Origin of the sequence: Streptomyces sp. NRRL S-495 (assembly GCF_000966955.1) — a bacterium.
In the GTDB taxonomy this organism is placed as follows: domain Bacteria; phylum Actinomycetota; class Actinomycetes; order Streptomycetales; family Streptomycetaceae; genus Kitasatospora; species Kitasatospora purpeofusca.
Map to the genome: position 1 here is coordinate 1 of NZ_JZWY01000640.1, position 11508 is coordinate 11508.

The 11508-nt window shown below is 73.1% G+C and carries 10 protein-coding genes and 1 riboswitch; of the genes, 5 read left to right on the plus strand and 5 right to left on the minus strand.

Annotation, left to right across the window (positions count from 1 at the left end):
• Nucleotides 1-486: 486 nt before the first annotated feature.
• A complete protein-coding gene (locus VR45_RS29545; protein WP_233290527.1) occupies nt 487-1008 on the plus strand; it encodes an ATP-binding protein in 522 nt (173 codons plus the stop codon).
• A gap of 471 nt (nt 1009-1479) precedes the next feature.
• Here the strand turns inward: VR45_RS29545 and VR45_RS29550 are convergent, their stop codons facing one another.
• A complete protein-coding gene (locus tag VR45_RS29550) occupies nt 1480-1734 on the minus strand; it encodes a DUF397 domain-containing protein (protein ID WP_030392214.1) in 255 nt (84 codons plus the stop codon).
• Nucleotides 1735-2248: 514 nt separating this feature from the next.
• Here VR45_RS29550 and VR45_RS29555 point away from each other — a divergent pair.
• Complete coding sequence (locus VR45_RS29555; protein ID WP_063772561.1) at nt 2249-3184, plus strand: hypothetical protein; 936 nt, start codon at nt 2249-2251, stop codon at nt 3182-3184.
• An 89-nt stretch (nt 3185-3273) separates the two neighbouring features.
• On the opposite strand, the gene VR45_RS29560 is transcribed toward VR45_RS29555, so the two are convergent.
• Nucleotides 3274-5526, minus strand: a complete 2253-nt coding sequence (locus VR45_RS29560) for a hypothetical protein (RefSeq protein WP_045942928.1) — start codon at nt 5524-5526, stop codon at nt 3274-3276.
• A gap of 265 nt (nt 5527-5791) precedes the next feature.
• Nucleotides 5792-5959: riboswitch (cyclic di-AMP (ydaO/yuaA leader) on the plus strand.
• Here VR45_RS29560 and VR45_RS29565 point away from each other — a divergent pair.
• The 3 genes from VR45_RS29565 (at nt 5946) to VR45_RS29575 (ending at nt 7596) form a co-directional block, all read left to right on the plus strand.
• Nucleotides 5946-6422: a transglycosylase family protein gene (locus tag VR45_RS29565; protein WP_286163527.1), complete on the plus strand. Its 477-nt coding sequence runs from the start codon at nt 5946-5948 to the stop codon at nt 6420-6422. (Overlaps the previous riboswitch by 14 nt.)
• A gap of 151 nt (nt 6423-6573) precedes the next feature.
• A complete protein-coding gene (locus tag VR45_RS29570) occupies nt 6574-7236 on the plus strand; it encodes a LysM peptidoglycan-binding domain-containing C40 family peptidase (protein ID WP_052709472.1) in 663 nt (220 codons plus the stop codon).
• A 159-nt stretch (nt 7237-7395) separates the two neighbouring features.
• Nucleotides 7396-7596: a hypothetical protein gene (locus VR45_RS29575; RefSeq protein ID WP_045942929.1), complete on the plus strand. Its 201-nt coding sequence runs from the start codon at nt 7396-7398 to the stop codon at nt 7594-7596.
• A 68-nt stretch (nt 7597-7664) separates the two neighbouring features.
• Here the strand turns inward: VR45_RS29575 and VR45_RS29580 are convergent, their stop codons facing one another.
• The 3 genes from VR45_RS29580 to VR45_RS29590 are packed head-to-tail and all read right to left on the minus strand — an operon-like array spanning nt 7665 to nt 11389.
• Entirely contained in the window at nt 7665-8684 is a 1020-nt protein-coding gene (locus tag VR45_RS29580; protein WP_199839833.1) for a LacI family DNA-binding transcriptional regulator, read from the minus strand.
• 25 nt (nt 8685-8709) lie between these two features.
• The gene (locus VR45_RS29585; RefSeq protein ID WP_045942931.1) at nt 8710-10416 is read right to left on the minus strand and encodes a glycoside hydrolase family 13 protein; all 1707 of its coding nucleotides are present in this window, start codon (nt 10414-10416) and stop codon (nt 8710-8712) included.
• 58 nt (nt 10417-10474) lie between these two features.
• Nucleotides 10475-11389, minus strand: coding sequence for a carbohydrate ABC transporter permease (locus tag VR45_RS29590; RefSeq protein WP_045942932.1), 915 nt, complete (start codon nt 11387-11389; stop codon nt 10475-10477).
• Nucleotides 11390-11508: the final 119 nt, after the last annotated feature.

The following is an 11508-nucleotide window of genomic DNA, read 5'->3' on the forward strand; positions in this document are numbered from 1 at the left end:
GAGCCGGCGCAGCTGGGAGCCGAGGAGGATCCGGCGGACCATCGAGCCGCCGCCCGGCTGAACTGTGGTCATGCGGTCCTAACCTCCACCTAGGGCAAACAGCGCACAGTCTGCCATCAGTTGAGCGCTCACGGTGCCGATACTGACGGATGTTCCTATCAGTTCTGCACTCCGCACACCAGGATGCACGTGCATCCGGCGCTTGCATATGCCATTTGAACGACTGCACGTGAATCGGCTCTTGCATCTGTAGTGAGCGCAGAGCACGATGGTGCACGTGCACCTGCACATCCCTGGCAATCCCGCGGGCTCCGCGTCGACCCCACGCGCGATTCCGTGCACCGGCCCGGCAGCGCCCCCGCGCCTCCGGGCCCTCGTGCGCGCGCGCCTGGTCGAGGGGCGGCCGCGCGGCCGAGCGAGTCGGAGGTGACCGGCATGACCCCGGCGGGTCCAGCCGTGTCCGCCCCCTTATGGGAGGAGCTCTTCATGAGCACCGGAACGGCTTTGGCAGTCGACCCCCATGTGGTCACGTGTACGCTCGCTCCCCGCTACGAAGCCGTCAGAACCGCGCGCGACTTCGCCAGGACCGCCCTGCAGCGCTGGGGCCTGGGCGAGCTCTTCGACGATGTCGCGCTGGTGGCTTCGGAGCTGGTGACCAACGCGTTGCGGCACGCGATCGGCGCGTGCCCGACCACGGCGGACGACCACGACTTTCCCACGCAGCCGACGCCCGAGGGCAGGCTGCCGATCCGAATAAGCCTCGTGCACCGCGCGCCGCAGGTGGTCTGCGCGGTGAGCGACCCCAGCAGCCTGGGCCCGGTGGCCCGGGAGGCGGACTTCGTGGCCGAGTCCGGCCGCGGACTGCACCTGGTCGACTCCTTCAGCCGTTCCTGGGGTTGGCACCCGCTGGGCGGCGGCAAGGTCGTCTGGGCGCTGTTCGAGGCGGAGGAGAGCCTGCGACCGGCCCCCGTGGCCGAGTTCGGCGGACGGCACCGGCGCTCGGCCTGACTCCGCGTCCGCCGACAGCCGCGCCGGGAACACCACACCACGGCCGGCGAGTTCCTCCGGCGACCACTCCACCCCGGCAACGGCGATCGGCGGCCCTCGGGCAGCGGGCACCGGCAGCCTTCCGGCGGTGGCGTCCCTCCGGTCCGCGTCCCTCCGATCCGCGTGCGGCGGCTCGGCAGCGCGACGAAGGCGGGCGGCGGAGGGCGGGCGACGAAGGCGAGCGGCCAACGCGGGGCCGACAGGCACGGGGCCGACAATCGCGGGGCCGACACGAGCGCGGCCGGCGTTCGCAGGCCCGGTGCAGGCCCGGCCTTCGCGGCCGGGCACCCCTCGGCCCGGGCTCCCCGGGGCCGGAAGAGCCGACCAACAGCCGGAAGAACCGGAAGAACCGGCAAGGACGGCCGGAAAAGACAAAGGCCGTCGTGGTGTCAGCACCCACGACGGCCCCCCGATGGTGAAGCCGGCGACCGGTCAGACCGCCAGGTGGTCGAACTCCCCGTCCTTGGCCCCCAGCAGCAGTGCGGCGATCTCGGCCCGGGTGTAGATCAGCGCCGGACCGTCCGGGAAGCGCGAGTTGCGCATCGCCACCTCGCCCCCCGGAAGGGCGGCGAATTCGACGCAGTTCCCCTGAGAGTTGCTGTGCAGGCTCTTCTGCCAGACCACGCCTTCGAGGTCCGCAGCGGCCATCCCGTTGTACGTGTCGTACGTGTCGTGCGAGTCGTGCATAGAAATCTCCCGAAGAGCTCCGGAGTGGGTCGTCCAGCTCGGCGCCCCGGCCCCGGCCGTACGACCGGGCCGGCCCCGTACCGGCCCGGCACAACGCCTCACTTGACGCGATGATAGCTCCAGTGCACGTGCATCAGCACGGGACATTGCAGGTGCACGGCCTTTTCGACACCGAACCGGAACTCTTCACGGGGAGCCCCCCCGGCGGTATATAAGCGGACATAGTCGAGCGAATCGACAAGTAGCCGCTAACCGCCCGTAGGCGACCCCCCGCTGAATGTTGATCTTCCGACGCCGGGAGTCGCACTTCAGTGACGCTCCGTCAGGCCGGTCGTATGCTGTGAGACATCTCACGCGCCACTCGTGCAACGAAAGCCCCGTTCCGTCGCATCTACGCGGGTACCGGGACAACTGCCGCCCGGAGGCCGGTTATGTCCGGTTTTCGCAGCGGTGGTCCCACCCGGTACGGCAGCCGAATGCGGGCCGGGCGGGCCGATGTCCTACGATCTCCGCCATGAGCACCGCAGCCATCCCGGGCGCGCCACTGCCCGTCCGTACTCCAGGCTCCCGTGCGCGGGGGCGCCACCGCCGTCCCGAGCGCCCCGAGATCCCGGCCGGTTCCCCGGCCCTGCTGCTCGCCGTCCCCGCGGCCGCCGGACCGGAATCCCGGTCCGTGGTCGAGGAGCTGCTGTCGATCGTCCGCAGCGAGCAGAACGGCGTGCTGACCGCCGCCGGTTACCTGCCCACCGGCGGGGCCGAGGGCCAGCAGACCGGCGGGACCGCGGCCGAGCGCACCGTCGCCGAACTCCTGACCGAGGCGGCCGAGGCCGGCCTGCCGACGCCCGTCGTGGTGCCGCTGGTGCCCGGGCCGCACGGCTTCCTCGCCGAACTGCACGCCCTCGCCGCCGAGTACGGCGCCCAGGTCACCGACACCCTGGGCCCGCACCCGCTGCTCGCCGAGGCCGTCCACGTCCGCCTCTCCGAGGCCGGTCTGGCCCGCGCCGACCGCGCCCGGCTGTTCGCCATCGCGACCGCCGCCGACGGCGTGGTGCTCACCACCGTCGGCGGGCAGCCCGCGGCCGACGCGGCCGGCATCACCGGCATGCTGCTGGCCGCCCGGCTCGCCGTCCCGGTCGTCGCCGCTGCGCTGGACATCCCCGGCTCGGTGGCCGAGGCCGTCGCCCACCTCAAGGAGATGGGCGCCCAGAACCCGGCCCTGGCCCCGCTGGTGATCGGCCCCGAGGCGGACGCCGAGCTGCTCGCCGCGGCCGCCGAGGAGTCCGGCTGCCCGTCGGCCGCGCCGCTGGGCGCGTACCAGGCGGTGGGTCAGCTGGTCGCCTCCACCTATCTGGCCGCGCTGCCTGCCGTCGCCCCCGAGTTCGGGGCCGACGAGGCCGAGGACGCGGACGGGACCGGCCCCCGCGGCGCCGGACGGCACGCCGCCCAGTAGCGGACACCGCGTGAACGGGCCCGGAACGGCACTTCCGTTCCGGGCCCGCCGCGCGTCCGCCGACGGCACCCGGCAGCGGCGCGGCACCGTCACCGCCCCACCCGGGTGGTGGGCGCGGCCGCGTCCTTCAGCCTGAGTCCCGGCACCTGTACCGGCCGGGACTGGCCCGCCAGGGTCGGCACCGAAGCGGCGACCGCGTTCCACTGCGGCCGCTCGGTGCCCTCCTCGCCCGCCCGGCGGACCTGGAGCACCTCGGTCGTTCCGGCCCGGCGCAGCAGGATGTTCTTGGGCGCCCCGGCCTCCGGGTCCAGCCAGAGCTCGTTGCCGTCGAACTCGCAGTCCAGCACCAGCACGTCGTCCGGTCTGCCGTCGGCCCCGGCGCGGAAGGCGATCCCGGCCCTGCGGTAGCCGGTGAACCGGCTGCGGCTGAAGGTGACCGACTCCCCGGCGAGTTCGTGCCGGGCGGTGGAGACCGCGAAGTCGCTGTGCCCGGCGGAGTCGCTGTGCCCGGCGGCGTCGATCAGCAGCCCGTCGAAGTTGCTGCCCCGGTCCCGGCCGAGCGCGTGCAGCGCCACTCCCCCGCCCGCGTTGCCGTACAGCACGCTCGCGGTGTAGTCGAAGTCGTTGAGGTAGGCGCCGTGCTCGATGCCCCAGCCGCCGTTGTGGTAGGCGGCGAACTCGGTGACCACGTGGTGCCGCTGGGCGTTGAGCCAGACGAAGATGCCGTCCTGGAGGTTGTTGTGGGCCAGGCAGCGCTGGAAGGTCCAGACGCCCTCGCTGTTCTCCGGCCACTCGAAGCCGGAGGCTCCGGTGGCGCCCTGCACCCCGACGGCGACGCAGTCCACGGCCTTGCCGCCGGTGCCCGCGCCGAGGTTGAAGCCGGTCAGCCGGTAGGCCCGGGGGTTGGGTTCGAGCAGGGTGCGGGAGGCGACGCAGGACTCGTAGACGACGTCGTCGGAGGGCTGCTGGGGGGTGCGGGTGTCCAGCGGGCCGTCCCACCAGTAGGCGTCCTCCCAGGTCTCGTGGCTGACGCAGCTGCGGAAGGTGATGCCGTGGCTGGCGTGCGGCACGAACGCGTGGCTGCCCGCGTCGCGGACGACCACGCCCTCGACCACGGTGCCCCGGGTGGCGTCGCCGAGCCGGTGGAAGTGCAGCCCGTACCGGCCGAGCACCGGCGCGGTGACGGGCGCGGTGCCGTCCGGGCCGCGCCAGGTCTCCTTGGTGTCGGCACGCGGCCCGACCCAGCGCAGCGCGGTGTGCCGGACGTCGGCCCGGCGGGTGCTGGTGAGGTGGACGTGGGCGCGGCCCTTGGCGCTGCCCTCGACCCGGACGCTGCGGGTGAGGTTGAGCAGCTCGGCGCCGACGGTGACGCCCCCTCCGGCGGCGACCCTGGGGTGCGGGTACTTGAGAGGGGTCGTCAGGGTGACGGTGGTTCCGCTGACGGACCGGACGGTGACGAGGTCGTAGGCGGCGGCGAAGCCGTCCTGGTCGGGCGGGCCGGTCGGGGTGACGGCCAGTTCGTCGCCGGGCAGCCAGCCGGCGGGCGGGGCGGCCAGGTCGACGACGGTGTCGCCGGCCCTGAGCTCGCGCTCGGCACGGACCCAGGCGGTCTTGGCGGCGCCGTCCAGCCGCAGGTAGCCGGCGCCGGTGACCCAGAGGCCGACGTCGGTGTCGACCACTTTCATGCCGTCACCCTGGAAGCGCTTCTCGTCGACGGCGGGGAAGCGGAGGGTGTGGACCCGGTCGCCGTCGGGGGCGAGGGCGAGGGTGCCGCGGATCTCGACGTTGCCCGCGGCGGCGAGGGTGAGGGTGCGGTCGGCGGCGAAGGTGAGGCTGCCGCCCGGCTCGACCAGCAGGGAGCCGACCTCGGCGTCGGTGTCGAGCAGGACCTTGTCGGTGATCCGGACGGCGCTGCGCGGTCCGGGCGGGCTGCCGCCCCAGCCGGCCCGGTCGGACCAGCGGCGGCCGCCCTGGTCGACGGTGGGCGCGGGGGCGGGCTGCTCGGGCGGTCCGGTGCCCGGGGCGGCGGTGGCGGCCGGCGGGGCGGCGCCGTGGCCGCCGTCCTGGCCCATCGGGGCGGCCGCCCCGGGCGGGTCGGTGCCGACGACGGCGGCCGGGGTGACCAGCCGGGTCTCGCCGGTCAGCGAGCGGCGCAGGACCTCCTCGCCGCTGATCGCCGCGAAGGCGGTGCCGACAGCCAGCCAGCGCAGTAATGCGCGGCGGCTTACGGGAGTTCGGGGTGGTTCGGGCAGGATGTCCGCTCTGCGATGTTTTGCCCTGCGATGCGCCCCGCGTGGCCTGGCGGCCGGACGGGCGGCGTCCGGCTCCTCGTCGATGCCCATCGGTGCGTAGCCCTCCCCCCGGGCGGCTGCGTCGGCGCCGGCATGGTGCCGACGCTCTGAAGCATAGGCAGTTGTGTTGGCCATGACGGGCGTTGCCGGAAATCGGTCATTTCTGATCATGAAGGACAGCGGTTCAGCACGGCTTTCGTAAACTGTGACGGTCATCACACATGTTTGCGGTTTGAAGCCGCCTCTGCTTAACGTGCTCCCCGTTCGTGGCCACACGGACCCAGCCCGTCCGCGACGCCGAGTCCTGCCGTCGGGCGTGCTGGCAGCGCAATACATCACGGCAGGAGCGGGGGAACCACAGGTAGTTCGCCCAGGACCGGTCCACGGACCGGACCCGGGCTAGGGGTGAAGCCGCGTCCACAGCGCGGCCGGGCTACTCCGGCCCGAATCCGACAGCTCACCTCGCAGGCGTGGGAGAGGACCACGTCTTCATGCTGCCCACCAACGGCACCCGTCTGTCCGGCCGCACCCGCCGCGCGATCGCCGCCCTCGGCGTCGCGGGCATCGGCCTCACCGTCCCGTGCCTCACCGCCGGCACCGCCTCGGCCGCCTCCGTCGCCACCTGGGACAAGGTCGCCCAGTGCGAGAGCACCGGCAACTGGAGCATCAACACCGGCAACGGCTTCTACGGCGGCCTCCAGTTCACCAACTCCACCTGGGCCGGGTTCGGCGGCACCGCCTTCGCCGCCCGTGCCGACCTCGCCACCAAGGACCAGCAGATCGCGATCGCCGAGAAGGTGCTCGCGGTGCAGGGCCCCGGCGCCTGGCCGGTCTGCTCGGTCCAGGCCGGTCTGACCAAGGGCGGCACCCCCGCCGCCGTGGACACCTCGGCCGCCGCCGCGCCGGCCGCAAAGACCCACCCCGGCCCCGGCCGCCAAGCCGGCTGAGAAGCCGGCCGCCCAGCAGGCCGCCAAGCCCGCCGCCGAGCCCGAGAACCCGGCCCCGGCCGCCTCCGACGCCGCCCAGCAGCGCACCGGCGCCCAGGACTGGCAGAAGTGGCACCGCCAGGCGGGCCAGGAGGCCTCCGCCGACTACACCGTGGTCGCCGGCGACTGGCTCTCCTCCATCGCCGACAAGAACAACGTCCAGGGCGGCTGGGAGCGGCTGTACGAGCTCAACCGCGCCACCCTGGCCGAGGGCCCGCACAGCATCTACCCGGGCCAGCACCTGACCCTCGGCGACCGCGCCGAGGCGAAGGCCCCGGCCGCCGACAAGTCCGGCCAGGGCTTCGACTGGTTCAACCGCGCCAAGGACGCGCAGAACGGCTCCGGGACCGCCGCCAAGCCGGCCGCCGAGCCCGCCGCGAAGGCCGAGACCCCGGCCCCCGCCCCGGCCGCCACCGGCAGCATGGCCGCCGCCGTCTCCTTCGCCCAGTCGAAGGTCGGCCAGGCCTACGTCTACGGCGGCACCGGCAACGGCGGCTGGGACTGCTCCGGCCTGACCCAGGCCGCGCTGCGCGCCGCGGGCGTCTCCGTCCCGCGCGTCGCCGCCGACCAGGCCGCCGCGTCCACGCACGTCTCGCTGGACTCGCTCAAGGCCGGCGACCTGCTGTTCTGGTCCAACAACGGCCAGGACTCCGGCGTCTACCACGTCGCGCTCTACGTCGGCGACGGCAAGTACGTCGAGGCCGCCAACCCGAGCTCGGGCGTGCGGGTCCAGACCGTCGCCAACTGGGCGCCGGACTTCGCCGGCCGGGTCTGATCCGGTAGCACCTGGGCCCCCGGGGAGAGTCGTCGCTCCTCCCCCCGGGGGCCGAGGCGTGCCCACCTGCGGCACCGCCGCGACCACGGTCCCGGACAGTCATGGTCAAAGCCCGTCCCGGCGGGCATGCTGCTGCTCAGCACCCGAGGAGGAGTCACCATGGCCCAGGTCACCGTCTCGCTCGACGCCAATCTCGCCATCGACGCGATGATGCTGTCCGGCACCAAGAACCCGCAGGACGCCGTCGAACTGATCCTCCGCGACTTCCTGGAGCGGGGCCGGCGCACCGGTACCCGTACCGGTGACGCCGCCGACGGCCACCGGGTCACCCCGGACCGGCCCATCGTCCAGGAGGGCTGAGCGGAACGCCGAGGGGCCCGGGAGCAGTTCGCTCCCGGGCCCCTCGTGGCGTCCCTCGTGATGTCTCCTCAGCGCGCGCGGCCCCCGGTCGAGCCGCGCATCACCAGCTCCGGCTGGAACATGAACTCCCCGCGCTGGACGGCGTTCCCGCCGACCTCCTCCAGCAGGGCGTCCACGGCCGCGTTGGCCATCGCCTCCACCGGCTGGCGGACCGTGGTCAGCGGCGGCTCGGTGAAAGCTATCAGCGGCGAGTCGTCGAAGCCGACCACCGAGACGTCCTGAGGCACCGCCAGCCCCCGCTGACGGACCGCCCGGATCGCGCCGAGCGCCATCATGTCGCTGCCGCAGACGATCGCCGTGCAGCCCTTGTCCAGCAGCGCCCCGGCCGCCGCGTGCCCGCCCTCCACGCTGAACAGCGTGTGCCGGACGAGCTCCTCGGCCTCCTCCCGGGTGTGCCCGAGCACCTCCCGCAGGGCCGCCGTGAAGCCCTCGATCTTGCGCAGCACCGGGACGTACCGCCGCTGCCCGACGGCCAGTCCGATCCGCTCGTGGCCGAGTTCGGCCAGGTGCTGGACGGCCATCCACATCGCGGCCCGGTCGTCCGGCGAGATGAACGGCGCGTCGATCTTCTCGCTGTAGCCGTTGATCAGCACGAACGGCACCCCGCGCCCGGCCAGCCGGGCGTAGCGGTCGTGGTCGGCGGTGCTGTCGGCGTGCAGGCCCGAGACGAAGACGATGCCCGCCACGCCCCGGTCGACCAGCATCTCGACCAGCTCGTCCTCGGTGGAGCCGCCGGGGGTCTGGGTGCAGAGCACCGGCGTGTAGCCGTGCCGGCTCAGCGCCTGCTCGATCACCTGGGCCAGCGCCGGGAAGATCGGGTTGCTCAGTTCCGGGGTGATCAGTCCGATCAGCCCGGCACTGCGCTGGCGCAGCCGGGTCGGCCGCTCGTAGCCGAGCACGTCCAGCGCCGCCAGCACGGTCTGCCGGGTGGCGGCGGAGACGTTCGCCTTGCCGTTGAGCACGCGGGAGACGGTGGCCTCACTGACCCCCGCCTGCGCCGCGATGTCTGAGAGTCGCGCCGTAGTCACGGTCCCAGAGCCTATTGCAACCACGTCAGACCGCCCACCAGTCGGTGCTGTCCGCGGCCAGCAGCGCCTCACCGTCGACGACCCGGGGGTCGGCGCCGGCGGAGGTCAGCAGCAGCCGGCCGGGCGCGGGTATCCGGACCGGGGCGCCGGTGGTGTTGACGGTGCAGACGAAGGAGCCGCGGCGGAAGGCCAGGGTGCCCTCGGGGCTCTCCAGCCACTCGACCTCCCGGCCGGCGCCGAGGTCGGCGGTGTCCCGGCGGAGGGCCAGCGCGGACCGGTACAGCTCCAGGGTGGAGGTCGGGTCACCGGTCTGCGCCTCGACGCTGAGTGCGGCCCACTCGGCGGGCTGCGGCAGCCAGGACGGGCCGCCGGCGTCCGGGCCGAAGCCGTACGGGGCCTCGGCGCCGGACCACGGGATCGGGACCCGGCAGCCGTCGCGGTAGCCGTCCTGGCCGGCCTGGCGGAAGAAGGACGGGTCCTGGCGGACCTCGTCGGGCAGGTCGGTGACGTCCGGCAGGCCGAGCTCCTCGCCCTGGTAGACGTAGGCGGAGCCGGGCAGGGCGAGCATCAGCAGGGTCGCGGCGCGGGCGCGGCGCAGGCCGAGCGCGCGGTCGCCGGGGGTGCGGATCTGGGTACCGAGGCCGGGCGGGTTGGCGAACCGGGTGGCGTGCCGGGTGACGTCGTGGTTGGAGAGCACCCAGGTGGTGGGGGCGTCGACCGGGCGCATCGAGTCGAGCGAGAGGTCGATCACCGCGCGCAGCTCGGCGGCGTCCCAGGAGGTGCCCAGGTACTGGAAGTTGAAGGCCTGGTGCAGCTCGTCGGGGCGGACGTAGTTGGCGGTGCGCTCGACGGTCGGGGTCCAGGCCTCGGCGACGCCGATCCGCTGTCCCGGGTACTCGTCGAGGATCTTGCGCCAGCTGCGGTAGATCTCGTGCACGCCGTCCTGGTCGAAGAACGGCATGACGTCGTTGCCGAGCAGCTTGAGCTGGTCGCCGCCGCCGAGGTCGGGCAGGCCGGGGGCCTTGACCAGGCCGTGGGCGACGTCGATCCGGAAGCCGTCGACGCCCATGTCCAGCCAGAACCGCAGGATGGAGCGGAACTCGTCGGCGACGGCCGGACTGTCCCAGTTGAAGTCGGGCTGCTCGGGGGCGAACAGGTGCAGGTACCAGTCGCCGGGGGTGCCGTCCGGGTTCTCCGAGCGGGTCCAGGCCGGGCCGCCGAAGATGGACTCCCAGTCGTTGGGCGGCAGTTCGCCGTTCTCGCCCTTGCCGGGACGGAAGTGGTAGCGCTCGCGCAGCGGGGACGCAGGACCCTCGCGCAGGGCACGCTGGAACCACTCGTGCTGGTCGGAGGAGTGGTTGGGGACGAGGTCCACGATGATCCGCAGGCCCAGCGCGTGGGCGTCGCGGATCAGCGCGTCCGCGTCCAGCAGGGTGCCGAACATCGGGTCCACCGCCCGGTAGTCGGCGACGTCGTAACCGGCGTCGGCCTGCGGGGAGGCGTAGAACGGCGAGAGCCAGACGGCGTCCACGCCGAGGTCGCGCAGGTAGGGCAGACGGCTGCGGATGCCGGGCAGGTCGCCCATGCCGTCGCCGTTGGAGTCGGCGAAACTGCGCGGGTACACCTGGTAGATGACCGCGTCCCGCCACCAGCCTCTGTCCGCGCCGGCACCGGCCTCGTGAGCGGTGGCGTCGGCGGCGGGCCGGGAGGTGTCGGCCAGGTTCTGGGTCATGGACGGTATCCCTTGGGACTAGGAGGCGGAGCGGTCGGTGGGTGAGGCCGTCGGCCGGTCAGGACTTCGAGGCGCCGGCGGTCAGCCCGGTCACCAGGTGGCGCTGCACCAGGTAGAAGAGGACCGAGGAGGGGATCGCGATCAGCACCGCGGTGGCGGCCATCAGGTTCCACTGGGCGTCGTGCTCGCTGACGAAGGTCTGCAGGCCGACGGCCAGCGTGTACTTGTCGGAGCTGAGCATGAAGGTGGAGGCGAAGGCGACCTCGGCCCAGGCGGTGAGGAAGGAGTAGAAGGCGGCGACCGCCAGGCCCGGGCGGGCGAGCGGCAGCACCAGCCGCCAGAAGGTGCCGAACGGGGAGAGCCCGTCGACCCGGCCGGCCTCGTCGATCTCCACCGGGATGGTGTCGAAGTAGCCCTTCAGCAGCCAGCCGCAGTAGGGCACGGTGGTGGTCGAGTAGACCAGGATCAGGCCGAGGTAGCTGTCCAGCAGGCCGAGCCGGGAGAGGATCGTGTACATCGGCACGATCAGCACCGCGATCGGGAACATCTGGGTGACCAGCAGCGACCACATCAGCGGCTTGTGGCCGGGGAAGCGCATCCGGGAGACGGCGTAGCCGGTGGAGGCGGCGATCATCACGCCGAACACGGTGGTGACGCCGGAGACCAGGAAGGCGTTGCCGAACCAGCTCATGAAGTCGGTGTCGAACAGCACCGTGCGGTAGTTCGAGAAGGTGATCTTGTCGAGGATCGCGCCGGGGTGCAGGTAGTCGGTCTTGTCCGGGCCGAGCGAGACGTAGAGGATCCACGCCACCGGGAACAGGGCGACCAGGCTGGCCAGGATCAGCGCGCCGTGCATCAGGGTCTTGGCGAGCGGTCCGCTCTCGCCGCGGCCGCGGACCTTGGCGGGCCGGGCGGCGGGGGCCGCGGTGCGGGCTGCGGCGCGGGGGGTGGGTCGGTCGGTGGTGGTGCTCATCGGGGTGCCTCCTTCGTGGTCGTGCGGTTCGCCGGGTCAGCCGTTCGCGCGCTCGTTGCGGGCGAGCCAGCGGCGGTAGAAGCCGGTGAAGACGATCAGGATGGAGAGCAGGATCACGC

What these genes read in the sequence shown, in the direction of transcription:
- VR45_RS29585 (WP_045942931.1), bottom strand. Translation starts at nt 10,416, where the DNA reads ATGACCCAGAACCTGGCCGACACCTCCCGGCCCGCCGCCGACGCCACC.
- VR45_RS29555 (WP_063772561.1), top strand. Translation starts at nt 2,249, where the DNA reads ATGAGCACCGCAGCCATCCCGGGCGCGCCACTGCCCGTCCGTACTCCA.
- VR45_RS29560 (WP_045942928.1), bottom strand. Translation starts at nt 5,526, where the DNA reads ATGGGCATCGACGAGGAGCCGGACGCCGCCCGTCCGGCCGCCAGGCCA.
- VR45_RS29545 (WP_233290527.1), top strand. Translation starts at nt 487, where the DNA reads ATGAGCACCGGAACGGCTTTGGCAGTCGACCCCCATGTGGTCACGTGT.
- VR45_RS29575 (WP_045942929.1), top strand. Translation starts at nt 7,396, where the DNA reads ATGGCCCAGGTCACCGTCTCGCTCGACGCCAATCTCGCCATCGACGCG.
- VR45_RS29590 (WP_045942932.1), bottom strand. Translation starts at nt 11,389, where the DNA reads ATGAGCACCACCACCGACCGACCCACCCCCCGCGCCGCAGCCCGCACC.
- VR45_RS29550 (WP_030392214.1), bottom strand. Translation starts at nt 1,734, where the DNA reads ATGCACGACTCGCACGACACGTACGACACGTACAACGGGATGGCCGCT.